We start from the raw sequence: 23,754 nt of genomic DNA, 5'->3' as shown, positions 1-23,754 counted from the left end.
TTCAGATATTTTTAAAAATGGAATGGCCCTACCATGGACTCATCATATAGAGCAGGGAGAAAGGCCATGCTGCGCCGTACCCAATACCGATTGACACGCGTGCCGACCCCCATGGCCGGACTGGCCCTGGCCATCGCCTCTTTAGGCTGGTGCTGGGAAAATGCGGCCGCCCTGGCGGGGGCCGCCAAATGGAGCGGAGCCCTTATCGCCGGCGTCATGTTGCTGGTGCTAACCGTTAAGTTTATCCGGTTTCCCAAGCTGTTATGGCAGGATCTGGCGCACCCCGTAGTGGGGAGTGTACTGCCGACCCTGGCCATGGGCTGGATGGTGGTCTCACACTCTTTAGGTCAGTGGAACAGTGCCGCGGGTCAAGCGTTGTGGCTAGCCGCCGTCACCCTGCACCTGCTGTTTTTGTGTTGTTTCATCTACCACAGAACCCAAAACTTTCAGCTGCATCAGATGGTTCCCAGCTGGTTTGTGCCACCCGTGGGTATCATAGTGGCCGATGTGGCCTTTCCCGGTGGAGCCTTGCAACCCCTAGCCGAGTTGCTGCTGACCCTGGGTCTGTTGAGCTATGCCATACTGCTGCCCATCATGCTCTATCGACTCATCTTTGAGCGTGAGATCCCCGCCCCAGCCAAACCGACCCTGGCTATCATGGCGGCTCCAGCCAGTCTCTGTCTGGCCGGTTATCTGACGGTGGCGACCACACCCTCGCCCTTACTGGTCGGTTTGCTCGGTGGCATTGCCGTGCTGATGACCTTCCTCATCTATGTTGCTTTTATTCACCTGTTGCGCCTGCCCTTCAACCCAGGCTATGCCGCCTTCACCTTTCCCATGGTGATAGGCGCCACAGCACAGTACAAGCTGGCTCATCAACTGACCAATTGGGGTTTCACCGAGCCCTATATCAGCCAAGTACAGACCCTGGCTTGGGTGGAACTACTCATAGCCACCCTAGTGGTGGGCTATGTCGGCCTGCGGTACCTGGCTCACTACGGCATCAAAGCCAAAACGGTAGAGAAGGTCCTGGTTTAACAACACAGTTAAACTCAACAGATAAAAAATTAGCGCCCACAGGCGCTAATTTTTTTATGGTGAAGAACCGAACTATCAGCCCCGATATTTGCTCATAACCAGAGTGGCATTGGTACCACCAAAGCCAAAGCTATTGGACATCACGGTAGTCAGCTGAGCGCTTTCACACTGCTTGACGATAGGCAGGCCCACAGCCAGCTCATCTTCCTGCGTGATGTTGATGCTAGGCGCGATAAAATCATGCTCCAGCATCAGCAGCGAGTAGATGGCCTCATGCACACCGGCAGCGCCCAGGGCATGGCCCGTCATCGCCTTGGTAGCGGAGAGCTTGGGCACATGAGCGCCAAACACGGCGTGGATCGCTTCCAGCTCCTTCACATCGCCGACCGGAGTTGAAGTCCCGTGGGTATTCAGATAATCGATAGGCCCCGGAGCGGTGGCCATGGCTTGACGCATGCAACGTGCGGCGCCCTCACCAGATGGTGCAACCATGTCATAACCGTCGGAAGTGGCACCGTAACCGGTCACTTCGGCATAGATCTTGGCGCCACGAGCCAGAGCATGTTCCAGCTCCTCAACGACCAGCATACCGCCACCACCGGAGATGACAAAGCCATCACGCTCGGCATCATAAGTACGGGAAGCAATCTCGGGGGTCTCATTATACTTGCTGGAGAGTGCACCCATGCCATCGAACAGACAGGCCAGGGTCCAATCCACCTCTTCACCACCACCGGCGAAGACCACATCCTGTTTACCCAATTGAATTTGCTCGACCGCGTGGCCGATACAGTGTGCAGAGGTGGCACAGGCGGAGCTGATAGAGTAGTTGATACCCTTGATCTTGAACGGGGTAGCCAGACAGGCGGATGTCGTAGAGGACATGGTGCGGGTCACCATATAGGGACCAACACGACGAACGCCCTTTTCACGCAGGGTGTCACAGGCTTCCAGTTGATTCTTGGAGGAGGCGCCACCGGAGCCAACCACCAGACCAGTACGCTCGTTAGAGACCTGCTCTGCGCTCAAGCCTGAATCGGCAATCGCCTGTTGCATGGAGAGATAAGCGTAGGCTGCAGCCTCGCCCATGAAGCGCAATACCTTGCGATCAATCAGCTCGGCCACATCCAGTTTGATGTTACCCCAAACGCGGGAGCGCAAACCAAACTGCTCGAACTGTTCAGAATAGGTAATGCCGGACTTGCCAGCCTTTAGGGATGCCAACACTTCGGCCACATTGTTACCGATGCTGGATACAATACCCATACCGGTGATAACTGCTCTTTTCATCGAACGATTCCACTTAAGATACACGATGGTTTGCCCCATTCTACCCGCGAACGCCTGCAAAACTGGTCTGCTTTCACGTATCATGGCTGCCGCTTTGTGAGGTTTATCGAGGTTAGCATGTCCGGCCCTTCTCCATTTTCCCCCGTGTTAGAGCATGCCCAACTGAGCTGGGATGAGACCGGAGCGCCCCACTCCGAAACCTTTGACGATATCTATTTTTCCGATGCCAACGGTCTAGATGAAACACGCTATGTTTTTTTACAGCAAAATGGCCTACCCGAGCGCTGGCAGCAACACGACAGACCACTATTTGTCATAGGCGAAACCGGCTTTGGTACCGGCCTCAATTTTCTGGCCACATGGCAAGCGTTTCGCCGTTGGCTACAACAAGCGAGCCCTGATGGCGCCCAACGCCTGCACTTTATCAGCTTTGAAAAATACCCCCTCAGCCAAACGGATCTGACCCAAGCCCTGGGCCACTGGCCCGAGCTGGCCCCCTTGGCAGAACAGCTACTCGCGCACTACCCCGAGGCACTGCCGGGCTGTCACAGGTTACTGCTGGATCAAGGCCAAGTGGTACTGGATCTCTGGTTTGGTGATATCAAACACACAGTGGATCAGCTATGGCAACCTTACCAAGGCGGCTTGATCGATGCCTGGTATCTCGATGGCTTTGCCCCCAGCAAGAATCCGGATATGTGGACCGAGCATCTCTTTAACAGTCTGGCGCGGTTAGCTCGGCCCAACGCCACGCTCTCCACCTTTACCTGTGCCGGATTTGTCCGCCGAGGTCTGCTCAGCGCCGGCTTTTCCATGCAGAAAGTCAAGGGCCATGGCAACAAACGGCAGATGCTGATCGGTGTGCGTAATGAGCAACCCCAAGCCACCCTAGGGCGCCGCTGTTATGCTCGTCAACCCGCTCAACCTGGCTGCATCGCAGTCATCGGCGGCGGCCTCGCCTCTGCCAGCTTGGCCCTGGCCTTGGTTCGCCGAGGGCGCCAGGTAACGCTGCTGTGCGCCGATCCCGAACCCGCCATGGGAGCCTCTGGTAATCGCCAGGGAGCGCTCTATCCTCTACTCAATAGTGAACACGACACCCTGTCGCAATTTTATGGCGCCGCCTTTGGCTTTGCCCGTCGCCTCTATGAGCCCTTGTTGTCTAGCCACGGCGTGGCTCATGCCTGGTGCGGCGTACTGCAATTTGCCCACGATGCCAAGTCAGCGCGTAAACTCGACAAATTGGCTGGCGGTCACTTCCCGCCCACCTTGGTCCACGCCTTATCGCCCACACAACGGGATGAGATCGCCGGTCTGCCACTGACTAGCGAATATAGCCAACAGGCGCTGTTTTATCCCCAAGGTGGCTGGCTCAGTCCACGTCAACTCACCCAGGCCCTATTGCAAGAGGCCGGCTCAACAGGCTTGCTACAAATACGCTATCAGTGCCATGTGACAGGATGGCGACAACAGCCTGAAGGATGGTACTTGCCGAGTAGCCAAGGAGAAGTTGGCCCCTATGCCTCTCTGGTGCTAGCCACGGGCCACCACCTGAGTGAAACCCCCATGACCGCAGCCTTGCCTATCTACCCGGTTCGAGGTCAGGTCTCCCACCTGGCGACGCAACCCCAATTGGCCGCCCTGCGTACCGTGCTCTGTTACGAGGGCTATCTGACTCCGATGCATGAGGGTATGCACTGTCTGGGGGCCAGCTATGATCGCAACCAGAGCGAAGCTTGCTACCAAACTGAGGCACAAAGCGAGAATCTGGCCAAGCTGCAACGCAGCCTGCCCCAGCAAAACTGGCCGCAAAGCCTGGCGTTAGAGGACCAGGCGCGGGTAGCTATTCGTGCTGCCACCCGAGATCACCAACCTATGGTCGGTGCCCTGCCTGAGCTGGAGAGCTTGCAGCAAAATGTGAAGTCACCCGCGGCCAATCTGGCTGAGCAAGCCCTGGCGTATCATACGGGGTTATGGATTATGGGAGCGCTCGGCTCCAGAGGCATCTGTTCCGCACCACTGCTGGGCGAGATATTGGCGTGCGAGCTGTGCGGTGAGCCCCAACCACTCTCATGGGAACAACTGGAGGCATTGCATCCGGCCCGCAGCTGGCTGCGACCGGCCCTGCGTAGCAAGAAATAACCAGCATAAGCCGAGAGATAACCAACATCCTGCTTGCCACTGCAAGCAGGGTTTAGAGTCTGGGATAGCTAACCCCAAGGTAACGACCACGCCCGGTTTCTGCCTGGTAGCGTTTGACTTGCTCCCGCGCCTGTTGCAACTCGTTCAGACCGACCTTATCGGCTTGCTCGCGCAGACTCTGACAAGAGCTGTTGACCGGTAAGCTGGCGATGCCATCACCAATTTTCTTGGCCGCATCCTGAACTAGCTCTTTATGCCGCCCCTCATATTCCATCATGGCAGAGAGAAAACCATTCCAGTTATTCTGAGCCGTATTGTTCAACTTGCTCAGTTGCAACCAATTAGGCATCACCACCTTGACTTGGGTAGAGACACGAACCCCAAACAGCTGACACATGTCACTCTGCTGATTCATCTCTAACTGCCAATTCACCTGATAGACCGCCTTGCCGATAGCGCGATGGCCAGGCGTCGTGACAGGCGCCTTTTCCAGCAACTTTTGCTTGAGTGTCTGGCCATCATCGGCAGAAACATCATAAAAGCTGAAATTGACCTCCATGCGCGGATCCACTTTGACCGAGGAGTACCCCGGCTCATCCGCCGCCACAGCCAGGCTGGTCAGTAACAGCACCAGCCCCGTCAATTGCCTTTTCTTATTCCGCATCCGTGCAGGACTCCTCGTCTATATCCAGGCTCCAGGCCACATCGGTCACCTTATCTTCAACTCTAGCGCCAGGCACGCGCTCTAGCGAGCATACCATAGCAGCGGTTCGCAATTGAGTTCTAATATGTGATCATGTGATGCATGACCATAGAACGCCGTCATCGCCAGGAGGCTTTTTTGGGGCGTCATAATCCATCAGACCTGACATTGTCATCTAGGGCGGGTATAGTGCGCATGGCTCTGTTCCACCCCTATCTCCACCCCCATCCAGATTGCATTAAGGGGACTCAATGATCACCGCGTACATGCTTAATAATAAAGTCCTCGAAGTGGTACCCCTCACTACCAGTGACGTACTACCGGCAAATACTATCTGGCTCGACGCCTATAAACCGGATGACGAGGAACGAGAATGGTTGAGTAGCCTGTTCCTCGAGGATGTACCTGAGGAAGAGGAGCTGGATGAAATCGAAGCCTCAGCCCGTTTTTACTGGGATACTGATGGCCTGCATATTCTTTCGTTATTTCCCCAACGCATCGGTGGTGAGACCCGAGGCGTCAACATGGCATTCACCCTGCGCAACAATCTGCTGATCAGCTTCCGCGAGGAGGATATCGGCGTGGTTCGTCTGCTGCGCCATTACCTGCGCCACGACAGAGTCGAGATCGAGAACGCCATGGATGTGTTGCTCGAGCTACAGGATCTGAAAGTCGAGTACCTCTCCGATCTTATCGAAGATGGATATACCACGCTGGAAGAGACCTCAGAGCAGGTACTGAATGATGACGAAATTCATGCCATGCTGCAGGAGTTGATGGCTCAGGAAGAGACCAACAGCCAAATCCGTCTGGCACTACACGATACCCGTCGCGCCATGAGGTTTTTACGCCGCACCGTGCGTCAACAATTGACGACAGAGCAGAAGAAGACCATCGAAGAGGTGTTGCACGATATCGAATCTCTGCTGCCCCACACCCAGTTTCTGTTCGACAAGATCAACTTCCAGCTCGAAGCAGCCATGGGCTTCACCAATCTGCAGCAAAACAAGGTGATCAAGATCTTCTCGGTAGCTGCTGTCGTATTCCTGCCACCCACTTGGATAGCCAGTATCTACGGCATGAACTTCGATATCATGCCCGAGCTGCACTGGACCTATGGCTATCCCTTCTCCATCGTATTGATGTTGTTTTCCGCCTTTGCCACCTATTACTTCTTCCGCCGCAAAGGGTGGTTGTAAAAGAGCAAAGAGTTATAACATTCTGGTGATAACCCGTTCATCTAACATGCAAAAGGCAGCCAGTGGCTGCCTTTTGCATGGTTGAGCTAACGGATCAACGCGTGTTTCGTTCATCCATCTGAACACAAGCGAGGCTATTTCCATTGTAGCTAATGCTGGCCTTGCCCCGCTGCTCCAGAAAGTTCACCCCCTCTCCCTGATAGTTAACACCACCACCAGTCGGGAACATCCAGGCAAATTGGGGCTGTTTATCCAAAGTCACAGTGATAAGCGGCGGATTGGTCGAGTAAAACGTCACCGGTATGGGTTCAGCCACATTGGCACACTGATAACGCACCGGCCCCTCTTGTGGCACCAAGGCAAACTGCGCCTGCAACTCGCTGATACGAGTCAAATAGCTAAACTCCAGACACATCTTGATATCTTGATCTTGGCGACACGCCTCTCGCTTTTTCAGCCAAGCGGCTTGCTGCGCGGCCACATCAACAGGCCAAACCGGACTCTTATCGGCTACCTGCTTAAGTATCGAATCAAGCTGCTCGACCAATTCAACCTGGGGCGGACGCTCACACAGGTAGTTATCAAACAGTTCAGTCACCTTCTTGCACTTCTGGCGCAGCTTGGCATTCAACTCGCTGTCTTTGCTCTTGCGCTCATCGGCCGCCAGCCCCTTGGGTAGCTGAGCCTCAGTAAGCCGCACCACGCGACTCTTACCATTATCCAGCGTAATGGCAGCTGCCGAAGCGGGCACGGCCAAGGTGGTGGCTGCTGCAGAACCGGTTGTCGATTGTGCCGCACTCACCATCTCGTCAGCCAGCAGCGGAGTACAAAGCAGGGAAAGTCCGGCGAAGAGAAAAGCGTAGTTGCCGGAAGCGAAGCAAGCCATGGATGACACTCCTTTGGAAACGGCCAAGATCGGCGCTAGAGTACACGGTAACGGCTGGCGAATAAAGCTCGCCACGGCGCTAGCCACAACGATAGCCTCCCCGCCAGAGCGGGTTCAAAGACCATGGGGCCACAAGATAATCGGCATGAAAAACAGAAGCCCATTGCAAGCGATTTTAAGCATTTTTCGTGACAGTTCGCATTCTTGCTGCGGGATTAGACCATCTCCCCAAATCTCTGCGCCAGATCAATAAAATGGCGAGGCGATCTGCGGTTAAATACCCACATATTGATACCAATATTGCTTTAACACCTACATATAGTGTTCGACGACAGAACACCTCTCTCACGGGAACGCAGTCACCACGCGGGATCCAGCTTGAATCCTGCTTGTGTATCTGCATAAAACTGGCCACCCAATCCACTAGATAGCCACAGAGCTTGTGGATTTAAAAATCATCAGGAGTGCTATCGTGAAACCGGTTGTGATCAAACGAGATGGATGCCGTGTTCCTTTTAACGGCATGCGGATCATCGAGGCGGTCGCCAAGTCTGCCGACGCGGTGGGGATCAAGGATCTCGCCTACTGTGCCAGCATAGCCGAACAGATCACTCAGCAGTTGGCTGAGTGCGATGAGGTGGCCATCCACGATATTCAGAACCGGGTCGAAAACCTGCTGATGGCCGGCGAGCGCAAAGAGATGGCGCGCGCCTACATCGAATACCGCCACGATCGCGATATGGCACGTGAGAAACAGGGGCGTCTGAGTCAGGAGATCCGGGGTCTCATTGAGCAGAGCAACGCCGATCTGCTGAACGAGAATGCCAACAAGGATAGCAAGGTTATTCCCACCCAACGCGATCTGCTGGCCGGCATCGTTGCCAAGCACTATGCCACCCAGTACATGCTGCCACGCGATGTGGTGCAGGCTCACGAACGCGGTGAGCTGCATTTTCACGATCTGGACTACTCCCCCTTCTTCCCCATGTTCAACTGCATGCTGATCGACCTGCAAGGCATGCTGACCCATGGCTTCAAGATGGGCAATGCCGAGATCGATACCCCCAAGTCCATCAGTACCGCCACCGCCGTCACGGCGCAAATCATCGCCCAGGTGGCCAGCCATATCTATGGTGGCACCACCATCAACCGTATTGATGAAGTACTGGCTCCCTATGTGGCCATCAGTTATGAGAAACATAAGGAAGTTGCGCAGGAGTGGCAGATCCCCGATGTGGAAGGTTTTGCCCTCTCCCGCACCGAGAAAGAGTGCTATGACGCCTTCCAATCTCTGGAGTACGAGGTCAATACCCTGCACACCGCCAATGGCCAGACCCCTTTTGTCACCTTCGGCTTTGGTCTGGGTACCAGCTGGGAGTCACGTCTCATCCAGCAGTCCATCTTGAAAAACCGCATCGCCGGACTGGGCAAGAACAAAAAGACGGCGGTGTTTCCCAAGCTGGTTTTCGCCATCCAGGACGGACTCAACCACAAGCCGGGAGATGCCAACTATGACATCAAGCGGTTGGCGCTGGAGTGTGCATCCAAGCGCATGTATCCCGACATTCTCAACTACGATCAGGTCGTCAAGGTGACCGGCTCCTTCAAGACCCCCATGGGCTGCCGCAGCTTCTTAGGCGTCTATGAGGAAGAGGGCGAACTGATCCACGAAGGACGCAACAATCTGGGGGTGGTGAGTCTCAATCTACCGCGCATAGCCCTGGAGGCCCGCGATGAGGCTCACTTCTATGATCTGCTGGACAGCCGGTTGCGCCTGGCCAAGAAGGCGTTGATGGCCCGTATCGAGCGACTGGATGGGGTCAAGGCCCGTGTCGCCCCCATCCTCTATATGGAAGGCGCCTGCGGGGTACGCCTGAAGGCTGATGACAACGTCAGCGAAATCTTCAAACATGGCCGCGCCTCCATTTCATTGGGCTTTATCGGTATTCACGAGACCATCAATGCCCTGTATGGCCACGACACACACCTGTTTGATGATGCCACGCTACGGGAAAAGGGAGTTAAGATTGTCCAGGCTCTGCGCGATGCGGTGGAAGCCTGGAAAGCCGAGACCGGCTATGGCTTCAGCCTCTACAGCACCCCTAGCGAGAATCTCTGTACCCGCTTCTGCAAGCTGGACACCCGGGAATTTGGCATAGTGGACGGCGTCACCGACAAAGGCTACTACACCAACAGTTTCCACCTGGATGTGGAGAAGAAGGTAGATCCCTATGCCAAACTGGATTTTGAGATGGCCTACCCACCGATAGCCAGTGGTGGTTTCATTTGCTACGGCGAATACCCGAATATCCAGCACAACCTGGAAGCCTTGGAAGATGTCTGGGATTACAGCTATAACAAGGTGCCCTACTACGGCACCAACACGCCGATCGATGAATGTTATGAGTGTGGCTTCACCGGCGAGTTTGAGTGTACCAGCAAGGGCTTCACCTGCCCGAAATGTGGTAACCATGACTCCACCAAGGTATCAGTGACCCGTCGAGTCTGCGGCTATCTGGGTAGCCCGGATGCCCGCCCCTTCAACAGCGGTAAGCAGGAAGAGGTTCAGCGTCGGGTGAAACATCTGTAGAAAGGCCCCCCTCTGATGACCAATAAATGACCAATAAAAAAGGCTCCCTTGGGAGCCCTTTTTATCATGACTGAGGCACTCAAGCCGCCTTGGGGTCAAGACCGAAGCGGTTATCGTTCTTCTCACCTTCCAGACAGAAGAACACGATCAGGGCTATGATGCCGATCAGGGGAATAAAAGCCAGCAGCAACCACCAACCAGAGCGGTTGGTGTCATGCAGGCGACGGATAGCGACCGCCAGAGTGGGCAACAACACGGCCAGTGAATAGATCCCGGCCAGCATAGGAGTCAAACCCAGGACGCCATCCAGCACCTGCAAAATGATAGAGGCGATCACACTAAACAGCGCAAACATCCAATACTCGGTGCGACGTGCACGACCGCTGAAAGTGACATACTTTTTCAAAACTTCAAGGTACCAATTCATTTTCTAACTTTCCTTATGGAGTGTTCTTATCTAGGCCAGAAGGCCGTTCCCTGCTCCAAGCGCCATCCACTGGCGTTCGGAGTCACAATGAGCCTACCAAGAATAAGGTTTAAAACTCCATTTGACACCACTCAAGTTGTGAACTGAGCCGTGCTAGAATCATACAAATACCGAGCCGGTCACACAGCTCAGTTGGAGAAGCTATGCATTATCACCAATATTACCCTATCGATGTGGTCAATGGCCCGGGCACCCGCTGTACCCTGTTTGTCTCCGGTTGCGAGCATCACTGCCCGGGATGTTATAACCAATCTACCTGGCGTCTGGATGGCGGGCTGCACTTCACCGAAGCCATGAGCGACAGGATCATTAGCGATCTGAATGATGCCCGAGTCAAACGCCGAGGGCTGAGCCTCTCGGGTGGCGACCCGCTGCATCCAGCCAATCTTGCCGAGATACTGGCCCTGGTGACACGGGTGCGTCACGAGTGTCCTGGCAAGGATATCTGGTGCTGGAGCGGTTATCGGCTGAGTGAACTCACGCCACAACAACGGCAGGTGGTCGATCTAGTCGATACCTTGATCGATGGTCAATTTATCCAGGCCCTGGCCGATCCGGCCCTGGTCTGGCACGGTAGCAGCAATCAACAACTACATCACTTTGACCGCAGCCAAGCCTGGTGGCAATCCGGTCAACCCGTCTCATAGCATTGCAGGAGTATCCATGCTCGGTTCTTGGATTAAGAGTTTATTTTCACCCGCTAGCCCCAAACCAACATCCCCTCAGGCAGAGGCTATTGAACATGAAGGTTTTTTGCTCTACCCCGAGCCACAACCGGAAGGCGGACAATATCGAGTTGCGGGCCGGATCTGCCAGCAGGTGAATGGTGAGTTGAAAACACATCTGTTTATCCGCTCTGATCTGCTGAGCAACAAGCAGGATGCCGAGCAGCTCATGGTCAGCAAGGCAGTGATCTATATCCGCCAGATGCAAGGCGATATCTTCCGCTAATCCGTTACGAACGCGGGGGGCTCAACGCCCCCCGCTATTAAGGATTTATCACACTAATGCTTAAACGCGCTTAAAGCGCACCACGGGTCACTCGCTTAGCGCTAGTCCGACTGGCCAGTACCGCATCCCAGGGTGTTTCCTGGGCCTTGCTGGTATGACTTTGAGCGGCAGCATAGACAGTCTTGATCTTCTCGGCGTTGCTTTGGCCTTTAAAATCGGACTTCTCCAGATAGTAATGATCCAGCAATGAATTCCAGACAATTCCCTCTGGCAAAGCGACCAGTTCACAACTAACCCCATCCAGTGTCACTTTGGCATCTTGCGGCAGATTAACGACAAAAAACTGCAATTTGGCATCATTCGCCAAATCGGATTGGTAGTGTTGCACGAAGAGGGGAACATCGGCCGCATCATCAAACAGGCCTGAGGCAAACCGTATGCTCTGCTCATCCACCAGCAAGACGGCCTCTTTTAGTACCTTTACAGGCGGCTTACGGCGCCCAGCACTGTCGCCAACCTCGCCGGCCACCAATACCAGCTCGCCACGGTAGCCCGCCAGCCCAGCGCCAGCGTCGGCGACGAAGTTTACATTGAACAGTTTTTCACTCTCTTGATAGCGTTCCAGCAGCATGTGGCTTCCTCCTTGTAGGGTTCAACTCACAAACTGCAAATATGAGGCCAGCTCTATGGGCTTACTCGCGGAACAGTTGCTCATGTAATACTTGGATCTCATCACGCAGCGCCGCGGCCTGTTCAAACTCCAGGTTGCGAGCATGCTCATACATCTTCGCCTCCAACTGCTTAATGCGCTTGGATAGGGCTTCCGGGCTTTCGGGATGGTAAAAGGCTTCCGCCTCCGCCACCTGGCGCAAAGCGCGACCATCCCCCTTGCCACTCCCCCCAACCTGCATCACATCCACTATCTTCTTCTTGAGCCCGGTCGGCACTATGCCATGCTCGGTATTGAATGCCTCCTGCTTCGCGCGGCGACGTTCGGTTTCATCCATGGCCGCCCGCATGGAGTTGGTGACCCTGTCAGCGTAGAGGATAGCCTTGCCATTGAGGTTTCGAGCGGCCCGCCCCATGGTCTGGATGAGGGCGCGCGTGGAGCGCAAGAAGCCCTCCTTATCGGCATCCAGGATCGCCACCAAAGAGACCTCGGGCATATCCAGCCCCTCTCGCAGCAGATTAATTCCCACCAGCACATCAAACTTGCCTAATCGGAGATCCCGGATGATCTCGACCCGCTCAACCGTATCCACATCCGAATGCAGGTAGCGTACGCGCACACCGTGTTCATCCAGATATTCGGTCAAATCTTCGGCCATGCGCTTGGTCAGGGTGGTGATAAGCACCCGCTCATCTATCTTGGCCCGCAGGCGGATCTCGGATAGCACATCATCTACCTGACTCGCCACCGGACGCACCTCGATCACCGGATCCAGCAAGCCAGTCGGACGCACCACCTGCTCGACCACTTCACCGGCCGACTTTTCCAGTTCATAGTTGGCTGGCGTCGCCGACACGAAGATAGTCTGCGGTTGCAACGCCTCAAATTCATCAAACTTCAGGGGGCGGTTGTCTAACGCCGATGGCAAGCGGAAACCATACTCCACCAGCGTCTCCTTACGCGAACGGTCGCCCTTATACATGGCGCCAATCTGGGAAACGGTCACGTGGGATTCATCGATGATAAGCAAACCGTCAGCCGGCAGATAATCAAACAGCGTGGGCGGCGGCTCTCCTGGCGCCCGCCCGGAGAGATAGCGGGAGTAGTTTTCAATGCCCGAGCAGTAACCCAGCTCCTGCATCATTTCAATATCAAACTGGGTGCGCTGGCTGATGCGCTGCTCCTCCAACAGTTTATTCGCGGAGAGGAGCTGTTGGCGGCGTTCACCCAATTCGACCTTGATCTTCTCGATGGCGTTGAGGATGGTCTGCCTGGGGGTGACATAGTGACTCTTGGGGAAGATGGTAAAACGTGGAACCTGTTTCTCTACCGCACCGGTCAAGGGATCAAACAGCGAGAGCCGCTCCACTTCCTCATCAAACAACTCGATGCGCAACGCCAGTTTGTCAGATTCGGCCGGAAAAACATCGATCACCTCCCCCCGCACCCGAAAGGTGGCGCGCGCAAAGGCCGCATCATTGCGACTGTATTGCAACTCGGCAAGCCGCCGCAGGATCTCGCGCTGGTTGATGATATCCCCCTGGCGCAGATGCAACATCATGCTGAGGTAGGCCTGGGGATCACCCAAGCCATAGATGGCGGAAACGGACGCCACTATGATGACATCCCGCCGCTCCAGTAACGCCTTGGTGGCAGAGAGGCGCATCTGCTCAATATGGTCATTGATCGCCGAATCCTTCTCGATGAAGGTATCGGTGGAGGGCACATAGGCCTCAGGCTGGTAGTAGTCGTAGTATGAGACAAAGTACTCCACCGCATTATTCGGGAAGAACTCCCGCATCTCGCCGTAAAGCTGAGCCGCCAGTGTCTTGTTATGGGCCATGATCATGGTCGGCCGATTCAAGTTGGCAATAACATTGGCCATGGTGAAGGTCTTACCCGACCCGGTCACCCCCAGCAGAGTCTGGTGTGCCAAGCCCGCCTCTATGCCCTCCAAGAGGCGCGCAATGGCCTGAGGCTGATCCCCTGCCGGGGCAAACTGGCTTTCCAGCTTGAATACCTTACTCATGCAGACTCCACAGACAGATGCCGTAAGCACCTATTGAACCATAGATAAGCCGATGCGGCACATAGCAGGTTGGCGCAGACACCGGCGACAAAGAGACCGTGTAAACCAAACCAATGGCTGGCGAGCCAAGAGAGCGGGACAAAGAAGAGAAAAAAACGAGCCAGACTCAGTTGCAGGGCCTGCCTAGGCAAGTGCAAGGCATTGAACGATGAGTTGGTCAAAATCACCACCCCTTGCAGCCCATAGCCCAGGGGTAAGATCCAGATGTAATCCAACAACCATTGCTGCACCAAAGGCTCACCGCTGAATGCAGGAACAATCCAGGGTGCCAGCAGCAGCAGCAACACATAAACCAGTAGCTGTACCCCCAGCACCAGTAACAAAGCGCCGCGATAGGCCTCGACCACTCTATCCAACCGCCCCCCCCCGCTGTTTTGGCTGATAAATGGGGGTAACGCCATAGATAGGCTCAGAATAAACAGGCACGCCATAGACTCCAGCCGCCCACCCACGCCGTAGGCTGCCACGGCCTCATGGCCAAAACCGGCCACCAGTGCGGTCAATAAGACGGTAGCCAACGGCGTCAACATATTCGCCAACGCCGCAGGCAAGGCAATACGCAATAACTCACGACTATCGGCCTTGAAGTGCGTCAACACTCCCTGGAGAGAGAGAAGACGGTAGCGCACCACCAGCAACCAGAGCATTAACCCCGAACCACAGCTCCAGGCGAGTAGACTAGCCATGGCGGCCCCCTGGATCCCGAGCGCAGGAAAGGGACCGACACCGAATATGAGTAACGGATCCATAATCGCATTAACCAAGCTCGCGACCACCATGATGCCACTCGGGATCCGGGTATTACCAAAGGCTCGAAAAATGGCATTACCCACCATGGAAAATGCCAACAAGGTGCAGCCCATCAACCAGATATGCATGTATGAGAGGATCAAGGGCAGCGCCTTGATATCCGCCCCCATGGCGACAAATAACGGGGATGCCCAGTGCCTTCCAGCAACGGCCCCCAGCAGCATGAAGCCACTCGCGCAGATCAGGGCCACCACGGCTTTACGCTTGGCCTCCAGCCCCTTCCCTTGCCCCAGATAGCGCCCTAAAATGGCGCTGGTACCCACCCCCATGCCAATCGTCAGACTAATCAACGAAAAAGTAACGGGAAAGGTAAAGCTGATAGCCGCAAGCGGCAAGGTACCCAATCGGGAGACAAACCAAGTGTCGAGCAGGTTGAAGCTCATCATGGTGAGCATGCCAACCATCAGGGTCAACGTCATACGAATGAGTTGAGGGCGGATCGGGCCAGACAACAGATCGGCTTTCAAGTAACACATTCCCATGGGTATTTTAGCCATTCTACCCTGAGCCAGGAAACCAAAACAGCCAGAGAGCACAGGGAGATGACTAACCATGAGGCCCACTAGGGCACAACAGGATAGGTTAAATCAGTGCTTGACCCGGAGCCGCAAGCTGCGTAGCATCATCGGCCTCTTCATGAGATTCCCTCGTAGTTCAGTCGGTAGAACGGCGGACTGTTAATCCGTATGTCACTGGTTCAAGTCCAGTCGAGGGAGCCAAACTTCTGCTTCACCACGGCACCACCATCGTACTTATCCACCATTTCTGAGCAGGTTGCGCCAAAACAATGCACAACTTGCGTATGCTTATCTATTTTTTTTCTCTTGTGCCAGGTTCAGGGCAGCATAAAACGCTATCCAGCATAACTAACTGTTTTTTATGTTAATTGTTTTTTCAACACTTTTCCTTCAGCCATGCCGGAACCCTTGTGTCATGCGGGCTACAGCCATCTTTCTAACTTTAACTCACAGGGTTATCCACAGAAACCGTGGATAAGTCCCGCCAAGCCACGAATGGTAAGCCTCAGCGTGTCTGTGCATAAATTCAGAACGGATAGGGTCTAGAGAATATTGCGCCAAAGCCCACAGCTATCAGCAAAATGTAGCAAAGATCGGCAAGCCCGAAAAAGGGAAGCAAGGCCGAGGCAGGTCGACAAAATTGGCCGCGCTAAGCCGTTGTTGATTAACAATAATACGGAGCTGCACAGCTTTTGGGCGATCGAGGCGTTTTTCCTAAAAGTTCCTCGCTGCAAGGTTGACAGCCACCAGGCCAGTCAGTAACATGCGCGGCGTCTCAACGAGACAGTGATTCCCTCGTAGTTCAGTCGGTAGAACGGCGGACTGTTAATCCGTATGTCACTGGTTCAAGTCCAGTCGAGGGAGCCAAATTTCAATTCCTCCTTAGTTCAGTCGGTAGAACGGCGGACTGTTAATCCGTATGTCGCTGGTTCAAGTCCAGCAGGAGGAGCCACTTTCTATTCCCTCGTAGTTCAGTCGGTAGAACGGCGGACTGTTAATCCGTATGTCACTGGTTCAAGTCCAGTCGAGGGAGCCAAATTTCAATTCCTCCTTAGTTCAGTCGGTAGAACGGCGGACTGTTAATCCGTATGTCGCTGGTTCAAGTCCAGCAGGAGGAGCCAATTTAAAGAACCGCCGATAGGCGGTTTTTTATTATCAACGCCTTGCGTTACCACCCAATCCACGCAAAAATTGTTTCACAACATATAACTATCTGCCATCCTCATTTGTATCTTTCTCATGCCTTTGGGAATATCCAGCAATCGACTTATTGACAAGGCACCCTGATCCTCGCCTTCTGCTCGCGCACTCACAATTACTATAAAAAACAAATAATTAGTCACAGCCAAATGACCGATATGGACTAAACTAAATTCATACCCTATTTTCGCGATAAACCAGACACTTCAACGTTCGATAAGTAGTCAAAATGGCTATTTTTCAGTAACCTGTTGCAACTTCGACTTACGTTTACGGTATGTCTTGTAGGATTGTGAATAGATGAAAATATCCCGACTCAATGCATTGCCCTGGCGCGTTGCCCTTTCTGGAGCCTTGGTGGTCTTGGCCCTTACTGGCTATCAGCTCTATTGGCAAGGTAAACAGATGCTGCAACACTCTGCAGCAGAGGTGCACCAGATCCTGTCTGAACGTTTCAGCCAGGTGTCTCCATCTCAGACCTCGTTGGTGCAGTTAGACTCGGGGCTTACTCTCCGCTTTTTTGAAGTAAAAAATCAGCAAGGCCATGTTCTTACTGCCGTTCAACACCCGAGCGAACCTTGGCTATTTGATACGCTTTACCCAAGCATCTACCGTAGCGTCACACTGAATCAAAATGGGTTGCAGTTGACCTACCTGCCCGCCCATCCCGGCACGGAGCAGCAGGTACGACAATTAGCCGCCATGCTAGTGCTGACCATACTCTTGAGCTTTGGCGCTATGTTGTTGCTGGTCTACTACATTCGCCAGCAAACCGAACTAGCCTTACTCAAAGAGATCCAGGAGCAGCCCCGTCAAGGCACCCTATTCCCCAGCGTAACCCATGAGCGGGAACGCCAAGAAAGCACGCTTCGTACCCTAGTGGAACAGGCTGAGCGCAAAGTCTTGGAGCTTGAGCTGAGAGTCAATCAGGACCCGTTAACCGGATTGCTCAATCGCGTCAGTTTCCGCCATGACCTGACCGAATTGCTCCATCAAGAGAGTCAATCCGAAACGGCTTTGATTGCCATAGTTCGAGCCAGTGAATTGACGAGCGTAAATCAGCAGCGTGGGTATGTTTCAGGTGACCAATACTTGCAAGATGTCGCCGAACTGCTTCAGCGCGCTGGCAAGCGCTTTACTGGTGTCAGAATTTATCGTTTAGCCGGTTCTGATTTTGCTATGATGCTCAAGCATGCCGCCCCAGCCGTAGCACAACACTTGGGTAAAGAGCTTAAGCAATTGTTTGACTCTTACCAGCTACAAAATGAAGTCGAAACCGTAGCCTACACAGGCATGACACTGTTTCGTTCCGGACAACAACCGGAGCAAGTCCTAAGCCGAGGCGATCTGGCCTTAGCCAAGGCCCAAACCAGCATAGTGAATGGCTGGTTCCTGCAAGAGACAGATACTGAAGATTATCTGCAAGGAGAGAGTCACTGGAAGCTAGTGATTACCGATGTCATTGAACGTCGGGCTATCATGTTGATGCAGCAGCCCATCCAGAGCATGAATATCTCTATCCGTAGCTATACCGAAATATTTGCTCGCTTTCTGGGGGCCAATAATCAGGTCATGCCGACCGAGACGCTGCTGGCCATGGCCCAACGTCATGACCTGCTGATCCGCTTAGAGCAACAGATCATAGAGCTTATCATGCAGCACTATGTCACTCATGCCCCGGCCAACCAGCGTTGGGGCATCAATCTCTCGGCTAATGCACTGATGAATACAGCTTTCCTTATCTGGCTGGAACGTCAGCTATTGCGTGATGCCAATGTGGCTGCCAACCTGGTATTTGAGATTGATGAGGATCTACTCGACTGCAACTTGGCGGCCAGCAGCCGATTATTTGAAATGTTGCGCCGGGTCGGTAGCCGCTCCAGCATCTCCAAATTTGGCAAAGGGTTGGGCTCGTTCCGTCTCTATCGTGAACTGAAGCCCGACTACATCAAACTGGATCCTAGCCTCATCAGTGTGTTGGAGCGCGACAGTGCCGGCCAGCAGTTTATCCGCATGATAGTCGAGGTCTCTCATCGCCTCGGCTGTGTGGTGATAGCCGAGGGAGTTGAGCATGTTGGTCAGAAACAGCTATTGGAAACCATGTACGTGGATGCGATCCAGGGCTATCTGATCGCTCGACCAGCCCCCGTAGCGGCCGCCATTTCCCCCTAACGAGTTAACGGGGGGATTTGAGCCGGTTCAATAAGCGAATGATGTCGTTGAGCAGCCTGAATCGCTCCAGTTCCTCTTTGGCATAGCGAGTCGCCAGCAAGGCAGGGTTACTACGTTGCTTTAAATAACGAGTGATTTGCAGGCGATTAAAACCGCCAATACGATAGATAAGTGTAAGCAATTGCTCAACCTGCTCACCCTGCAATCCCTGAGCCGGAGTAGAGGCATCATCGCCAGGCTGAGAGATAGTCACCTTGACCTCCCGGATCTTGCCCTTTTCACTAAGGTACTCAAGCCACTGCTCTACCTGCAGAGGCTTACACCCTGCCAACAAGTTAAAAAAACCTGAAGAGTCTGAGCGACAGTTGGTCAATAACAGACAGGCTAATTCATCCCGATCACAAGCAAAGGTCACGGCGCCAGAGAGCGACCAATCAACGGCATCAATGGTGATAGCAGCTTGTCCGCCCTCAATATCCACACAGGTAAATTTGAACAAGACCGAATCCATCCCTTTTGACTGACTGAACCGGTGAGTCTACTGCAGTTTGCGCTAAGAGGCATGGACTAACCTGCCACAGCACACAATGATCGGCGCTTTTTAGCAAAACTCAGCTAGGCTTGAGATAAAATCGGATACACATGGCTGTCCTATGCAACGCATGGTCCTCAATCTGCTCTATGCTATCTGTCTCTTGCTAGCACAACCGGCCAGTAGCCAACAAACCATTCGGGTGGGGGGCTATCCCTTCTCACCTTTCGTGACCAAAGATCAGAATAGTTACAGCGGCATTACCTTAGACTTTATTCATGCGCTCAATGAGTGCCAACAGACTTACCGCTTTGAATTTGTCCCGACCACAGCCGCAACGCGCTACACCGCGTTTCGTCATGGGCGTTTTGATATGATGCTGTTTGAAAACCAGCAATGGGGCTGGCAGACCTATCCTGTTGAGTTTATTCCAACAAGCTTATTGGATGGTGACGTGATGGTTGCCCTCAACTTGCCAGGCCGTGACCTCACCCTATTTGAACACCCGGAGCAGAGATCGCTCATTGCCGTTGCAGGCTATCATTATGGCTTTGCCAATTTTGACAGTAATCCAGAGCATCTTAGGCAACGATTTAACATTTTGCTGGTTAACAATAACCACAGCAGTCTCATGGCACTACAACGACGACGCGGGGAAATCGCCCTGATCACCTTCTCGCATCTGGCCATAGAATTAGCCCAGAACCCTGATCTGCGCCAAGAGCTGCTCATCAGCCCACAATTTGATAATCGCTATCACCTCGGTGTGATCCTACGAAAACAGAACGCCTTAACCTTGGCAGAAATGAGTAGGCTGATTGACATCCTAGCCCGACAGCAAACCCTACCCCACTTGTGGCATAAGTATGTGCCCTCCGCTCTGCTGCCCATACCACAAGATCCCGAGCCCCCCGTAAACACACAGAGCAACGGCAGCGAATAGCGTGACAGCTACAGTCTGACCCAGCCCAAAGAGTAGCGCAGAACAACAAGTGCCATGCTGCGTGTAAAAAAAAAGCCAGTCAGGTGCGGCTGACTGGCTCTTGCATTGAGAGAGGTTGGAATAACGCCTCAGGCTATGAGCTTATGCTCATTTGCCATACTGTTCAGGGCTGATCTGCCCCAGCTCTGGAGCCGTCTTGTCAGAGAGCAACCAGAGCGTAAACTGATGAAGTTGCTCATGATGGGCCAACGCCACCAGAAAAGCCCCCCCAACTTCACGGTAACCCAATTCATAATTTTTAAGGGTCGTCGGCGGTACAGCCAACAGTTCGGCGAACTTGGGTCGGCTTAGACCCACAGTCTCGCGGATTTGACGGATTTTTTGTCCTACGGAAACTTCACTGAAATTCATACGATTCCTCACACAGCTTGCTTGGCAGAAAAAATATCTGCTCAAGTACGGTTTGACTTATTGTCATATACGTCAGTTTTATCCAGCTCCGCTGCTTCTACTTATTTATGTTGTTATGACGCATGAGCTAACCAACCGGAAGCTAATGCTTTTTTATTATTATGGCGGTTCCGGAACTTGGTCCGGGAGCGCATGTTAAACCTAACAGTTGACATGGTAAACTGAAATATCGTTTCCACTTGAATTCAAGTGTAGTTCATCTGCAGAGAAATCAACCTATGTCTCATCAACTGATTGCCAGCCTTGAAGGAATCCCTCTGTCAACGCTTACACACCCTTACGTACAACACGAAATCGAGCGGTTATCTATCAGTGGCTTATGGCCTGTGATTCCGCCGGAGCCTCAGGCTATACGGGACTTGGCGCAATATCAAAGCGCTAAAAATATCCCCTTGGTTCTGCCACTACGGCTCACCGAATTTGCTCGCGATCAGGATTATCTGACGGATTTTGATGGATACCCATCAGAGTCTAAAATTTTTTTAAGCAAGAATCACACCATGAACTCAATCCAGCCTGCTCCAATCAGAGCCCATCTGTTTTTCCCGACTGATTTACTACAAATGGCAGCCGAGATCACACCCACCGACGAGATGAGCTGGATCATCGCCCCGCTCTGCCTGATGCCAACGATAAAAGCCATCCTCTCTGTGCATCGCTGGGATACCCATCTTTCGGCCCACTATTTCAACCAACTGACACCTATCCTCACCGACCTGTCGCCAACCCTGTGCCATGAGATCTGGCAACACAAGCAAGCCGGCCGCCATACCCTGCTTAACCACAACCTATCGGCGCAGGCACTCGGTTATTTACAACTAGAGCGCAAACTGGATAGACAATATCCATCTCATTAAGCGCAGTGCCGACTTCTAGCCACAACCCATGAAAAGAGCATTGTGTTTACTCTCTGTTGATGTAATGACCCCTAATCTGGGCAGACAAGTGCTTGGCATCCACTTGGCACTACTTCATAATATGACCCGCATCACATTCCCGACATCGTATCGGACCCGATCATTTAGGAGATAAAATAATGAAATTGACAGTGGCCTCTACTCTCGTTGCTAGCATCCTTGCCGGATTGGCCTTGACCTCTGTAGCCCAAGCTAATGATTATGAAGGGGCTTTCATGGGGGCAGGTGCAGGCTGGAGCCGTTACCAAAATCTGACCGACCTGTCACAAGACCAAGGTGGTATCGAGCGTGATGCCGTATCAAGTCGTTTATTCACCGGTTATACCTTCAACGAATTTGTTGGCGTCGAAGCTGGCTACAACTGGTTGGGCCACGCCAACGTAGATAGCCAAACCTGGCGCACCGATGGCTGGAACCTTTCACTGCTGCCTCGTTATCCGCTGACCAAAGAGATCTCCCTGCTGGGTGAACTGGGTGTCATGCGCTGGTACGGCACCAATGACTCCAAGGGCGTGACTGACAATGGTTATGCTCCTATCTATGGTTTTGGCGCCGCTTATCGCCTCTCCGACGCCGTGGATCTGCAAGCCCGTTATCGCTTTGTTGACGAAATCGGTTCCGATGTCGTTGGTAAGAGTGATGTGCATAACTTCGGTCTGGAAGTGGCTTACTACCCGACTCGCACCAGCACACCGGCTCCCGTTGCCAAGCCTGCACCTGTGGTAGCCCCGGCTCCTGCCCCGGCGCCACAAGAAGTGGTTGAAACCAAGCGCTTCACTCTGACCTCCGATGTACTGTTCGACTTCGGTAAGGCCACCCTGAAGCCAGAAGGTCAAACCGCTCTGACCAAGCTGTATAACGAAATCACTCACCTGGAAATGAAGGACAATCAGACCGTCGTTTACGGTTATACCGACAAGATCGGTTCTGATGCCTCTAACCAGTCCCTGTCTCAACGTCGCGCCCAAACCGTCGCCTCGTACCTGACCAGCAAGGGTATCTCTGCCAGCAAGATCTCCGCCGTAGGCCGCGGTGAAGCCAATCCGGTCACCGGCACCTCTTGCAATACCGTGAAGAACCGCAAGGCGCTGATCGTTTGCCTGGCACCAGATCGTCGTGTAGAGATCGAAGTCAAGGGCATCAAGGAAATCGTAGTCAAGAAGTAATCCATCACTTCCCACACTATCGCAAGCCGCCCTCATTGATGGGCGGCTTTTTATTTATCTCTGTCGGCAACCTATGCTCTTCAGCTTTTTTACGGCTTGGGCTATCCTGCTGCCGACTATTCTCAGGAGGAAATATGGCGGAAAAAACGGCAATTCAACGTGGCGACTTGCTGACGTTGGCTAACCAGATGATCCGGGAACATGAAGATTATCTGGATGGCATGGTCGCCGAGGCGGTCGAACAAAAAGGCGGCATTTTAATCTTTAAGGGCGCCTTTTTTCTTGATGCTCAAGGCTTGCCAACGCCCAAGACCATGGCGGTATTTAACATGTTTAAATACTTGGCCCAAACCCTCTCCGGCCAATATCAGTTAATCGATTAGTGCATCCCCTGGCGGCGAAAACCACCAGGTTGCACCAACACGGGTCCGACGGCGGCTTTACGCTGGGCCTGCCAAGTCGTTCCGTCGCATCCAACCCTGTCCGGGATGAAAGCCACCCCGAGGTAGCGCTCAATGCACTTTCGCGGCCCAGTTTCCCAGCGCCATACCGCTCATTCCACCTTGCCTCCACCGCCCTCAGATGACAGAATCCACAGCACATAAAGTTGTTGTGATAATGTGAATATGAGCCTGGTTATCTATGGGATCCGTAACTGCGATACCATCAAAAAAACCCTAAAATGGCTGGATAGCCAAGCCATTAGCTATCGTTTCCATGATTATCGTAAAGAGGGGCTCTCCCCTGAACTGCTCGCTGAATTTGCGGTGAGTCTCGGCTGGGAAGCCTTGCTCAACAAGCGAGGCACCACCTATCGAGCGCTCAGTGAAGAGCTCAAGGCTCAGCTTGACGAACGTTCCGCCTTGGCCCTGATGCTGGCTCAACCCGCCCTCATCAAGCGCCCATTATTGGTGCTTGATCATCGCTATCTGTTGGGTTTCGATGAAAGCCAATACCAAGCCCTGCTTGGCTAACCCTCCACA

General features: G+C 53.4%; 21 protein-coding genes and 5 tRNA genes. 17 read left to right on the top strand and 9 right to left on the bottom strand.

The features are described 5' to 3' along the window. Positions 1-66: 66 nt before the first annotated feature. Positions 67-1,038: a TDT family transporter gene (locus tag ACZYTD_RS11410; RefSeq protein ID WP_463892140.1), complete on the top strand. Its 972-nt coding sequence runs from the start codon at positions 67-69 to the stop codon at positions 1,036-1,038. A gap of 75 nt (positions 1,039-1,113) precedes the next feature. Here the strand turns inward: ACZYTD_RS11410 and fabB are convergent, their stop codons facing one another. Further along, a complete protein-coding gene (fabB, locus tag ACZYTD_RS11405; RefSeq protein WP_463892139.1) occupies positions 1,114-2,328 on the bottom strand; it encodes a beta-ketoacyl-ACP synthase I in 1,215 nt (404 codons plus the stop codon). A gap of 117 nt (positions 2,329-2,445) precedes the next feature. On the opposite strand from fabB, the gene mnmC reads away from it, so the two are divergent. Further along, complete coding sequence (mnmC, locus tag ACZYTD_RS11400) at positions 2,446-4,467, top strand: bifunctional tRNA (5-methylaminomethyl-2-thiouridine)(34)-methyltransferase MnmC2/FAD-dependent 5-carboxymethylaminomethyl-2-thiouridine(34) oxidoreductase MnmC1 (RefSeq protein WP_463892138.1); 2,022 nt, start codon at positions 2,446-2,448, stop codon at positions 4,465-4,467. A gap of 52 nt (positions 4,468-4,519) precedes the next feature. Here the strand turns inward: mnmC and ACZYTD_RS11395 are convergent, their stop codons facing one another. Further along, positions 4,520-5,131 (bottom strand): DUF922 domain-containing protein, encoded by a 612-nt coding sequence (locus ACZYTD_RS11395; protein ID WP_463892136.1) that lies wholly within the window; start codon positions 5,129-5,131, stop codon positions 4,520-4,522. Positions 5,132-5,421: 290 nt separating this feature from the next. Between ACZYTD_RS11395 and corA the strand changes: the two genes are divergently transcribed. After that, on the top strand, positions 5,422-6,369 hold the full coding sequence (gene corA, locus ACZYTD_RS11390; RefSeq protein ID WP_463892135.1) for a magnesium/cobalt transporter CorA: 948 nt from the start codon (positions 5,422-5,424) through the stop codon (positions 6,367-6,369). A 94-nt stretch (positions 6,370-6,463) separates the two neighbouring features. On the opposite strand, the gene ACZYTD_RS11385 is transcribed toward corA, so the two are convergent. After that, positions 6,464-7,255, bottom strand: a complete 792-nt coding sequence (locus ACZYTD_RS11385; RefSeq protein ID WP_463892134.1) for a lysozyme inhibitor LprI family protein — start codon at positions 7,253-7,255, stop codon at positions 6,464-6,466. Between the two features lie 472 nt (positions 7,256-7,727). Between ACZYTD_RS11385 and nrdD the strand changes: the two genes are divergently transcribed. After that, on the top strand, positions 7,728-9,845 hold the full coding sequence (gene nrdD, locus ACZYTD_RS11380) for an anaerobic ribonucleoside-triphosphate reductase (protein ID WP_463892133.1): 2,118 nt from the start codon (positions 7,728-7,730) through the stop codon (positions 9,843-9,845). Between the two features lie 79 nt (positions 9,846-9,924). Here the strand turns inward: nrdD and ACZYTD_RS11375 are convergent, their stop codons facing one another. Beyond that, on the bottom strand, positions 9,925-10,272 hold the full coding sequence (locus tag ACZYTD_RS11375; protein WP_463892131.1) for a DUF805 domain-containing protein: 348 nt from the start codon (positions 10,270-10,272) through the stop codon (positions 9,925-9,927). 203 nt (positions 10,273-10,475) lie between these two features. Here ACZYTD_RS11375 and nrdG point away from each other — a divergent pair, with 203 nt between their 5' ends. Together nrdG and ACZYTD_RS11365 are read left to right on the top strand one after the other, a co-directional pair. Beyond that, a complete protein-coding gene (nrdG, locus tag ACZYTD_RS11370; RefSeq protein WP_463892130.1) occupies positions 10,476-10,979 on the top strand; it encodes an anaerobic ribonucleoside-triphosphate reductase-activating protein in 504 nt (167 codons plus the stop codon). A gap of 16 nt (positions 10,980-10,995) precedes the next feature. Then, the gene (locus tag ACZYTD_RS11365) at positions 10,996-11,283 is read left to right on the top strand and encodes an HlyU family transcriptional regulator (protein ID WP_463892128.1); all 288 of its coding nucleotides are present in this window, start codon (positions 10,996-10,998) and stop codon (positions 11,281-11,283) included. 70 nt (positions 11,284-11,353) lie between these two features. Here ACZYTD_RS11365 and ACZYTD_RS11360 read toward each other — a convergent pair whose 3' ends face one another. The 3 genes from ACZYTD_RS11360 to ACZYTD_RS11350 form a co-directional block, all read right to left on the bottom strand. Further along, the gene (locus ACZYTD_RS11360; protein WP_463892127.1) at positions 11,354-11,914 is read right to left on the bottom strand and encodes a hypothetical protein; all 561 of its coding nucleotides are present in this window, start codon (positions 11,912-11,914) and stop codon (positions 11,354-11,356) included. 61 nt (positions 11,915-11,975) lie between these two features. Then, entirely contained in the window at positions 11,976-13,982 is a 2,007-nt protein-coding gene (gene uvrB, locus ACZYTD_RS11355) for an excinuclease ABC subunit UvrB (RefSeq protein WP_463892126.1), read from the bottom strand. Continuing rightward, entirely contained in the window at positions 13,979-15,319 is a 1,341-nt protein-coding gene (locus ACZYTD_RS11350) for an MATE family efflux transporter (protein ID WP_463892125.1), read from the bottom strand. Before ACZYTD_RS11350 ends, uvrB begins: the two co-directional genes overlap by 4 nt. Before the next feature lie 176 nt (positions 15,320-15,495). On the opposite strand from ACZYTD_RS11350, the gene ACZYTD_RS11345 reads away from it, so the two are divergent. From ACZYTD_RS11345 to ACZYTD_RS11320, 6 genes are all read left to right on the top strand, one after another. Continuing rightward, positions 15,496-15,571: transfer RNA gene (locus ACZYTD_RS11345), tRNA-Asn, on the top strand. A gap of 590 nt (positions 15,572-16,161) precedes the next feature. Beyond that, positions 16,162-16,237: transfer RNA gene (locus ACZYTD_RS11340), tRNA-Asn, on the top strand. A 9-nt stretch (positions 16,238-16,246) separates the two neighbouring features. Further along, positions 16,247-16,322 (top strand) — tRNA-Asn (locus ACZYTD_RS11335). 8 nt (positions 16,323-16,330) lie between these two features. After that, positions 16,331-16,406: transfer RNA gene (locus ACZYTD_RS11330), tRNA-Asn, on the top strand. A 9-nt stretch (positions 16,407-16,415) separates the two neighbouring features. Beyond that, positions 16,416-16,491, top strand: a tRNA-Asn gene (locus ACZYTD_RS11325). A 379-nt stretch (positions 16,492-16,870) separates the two neighbouring features. After that, entirely contained in the window at positions 16,871-18,742 is a 1,872-nt protein-coding gene (locus ACZYTD_RS11320; protein WP_463892124.1) for an EAL domain-containing protein, read from the top strand. Positions 18,743-18,746: 4 nt separating this feature from the next. Here the strand turns inward: ACZYTD_RS11320 and ACZYTD_RS11315 are convergent, their stop codons facing one another. Further along, positions 18,747-19,241: a hypothetical protein gene (locus tag ACZYTD_RS11315; RefSeq protein ID WP_463892123.1), complete on the bottom strand. Its 495-nt coding sequence runs from the start codon at positions 19,239-19,241 to the stop codon at positions 18,747-18,749. 262 nt (positions 19,242-19,503) lie between these two features. Here ACZYTD_RS11315 and ACZYTD_RS11310 point away from each other — a divergent pair, with 262 nt between their 5' ends. Next, a complete protein-coding gene (locus ACZYTD_RS11310) occupies positions 19,504-20,217 on the top strand; it encodes an ABC transporter substrate-binding protein (protein WP_463892121.1) in 714 nt (237 codons plus the stop codon). 147 nt (positions 20,218-20,364) lie between these two features. Here the strand turns inward: ACZYTD_RS11310 and ACZYTD_RS11305 are convergent, their stop codons facing one another. Continuing rightward, positions 20,365-20,628 (bottom strand): helix-turn-helix domain-containing protein, encoded by a 264-nt coding sequence (locus ACZYTD_RS11305; protein WP_463892120.1) that lies wholly within the window; start codon positions 20,626-20,628, stop codon positions 20,365-20,367. A gap of 278 nt (positions 20,629-20,906) precedes the next feature. On the opposite strand from ACZYTD_RS11305, the gene ACZYTD_RS11300 reads away from it, so the two are divergent. The 4 genes from ACZYTD_RS11300 to ACZYTD_RS11285 all read left to right on the top strand — a co-directional run bounded on the left by ACZYTD_RS11300 (position 20,907) and on the right by ACZYTD_RS11285 (position 23,745). Continuing rightward, positions 20,907-21,545, top strand: a complete 639-nt coding sequence (locus tag ACZYTD_RS11300; RefSeq protein ID WP_463892119.1) for a hypothetical protein — start codon at positions 20,907-20,909, stop codon at positions 21,543-21,545. 179 nt (positions 21,546-21,724) lie between these two features. Next, positions 21,725-22,771 carry a porin OmpA gene (gene ompA / locus ACZYTD_RS11295; RefSeq protein ID WP_463892118.1) on the top strand — a complete coding sequence of 349 codons (1,047 nt, stop codon included), beginning with the start codon at positions 21,725-21,727 and terminating at the stop codon, positions 22,769-22,771. A gap of 134 nt (positions 22,772-22,905) precedes the next feature. Next, positions 22,906-23,154, top strand: a complete 249-nt coding sequence (locus ACZYTD_RS11290) for a DUF2498 family protein (protein ID WP_463892117.1) — start codon at positions 22,906-22,908, stop codon at positions 23,152-23,154. A gap of 243 nt (positions 23,155-23,397) precedes the next feature. Then, positions 23,398-23,745: an ArsC family reductase gene (locus ACZYTD_RS11285; RefSeq protein WP_463892115.1), complete on the top strand. Its 348-nt coding sequence runs from the start codon at positions 23,398-23,400 to the stop codon at positions 23,743-23,745. Positions 23,746-23,754 lie beyond the last annotated feature (9 nt).

It is taken from the genome of Pseudaeromonas sp. HNCC25DJ180, from assembly GCF_055413345.1.
The sequence above is the reverse complement of the archived record's forward strand: the minus strand, read 5'-3'. Positions and strand labels throughout refer to the sequence as shown.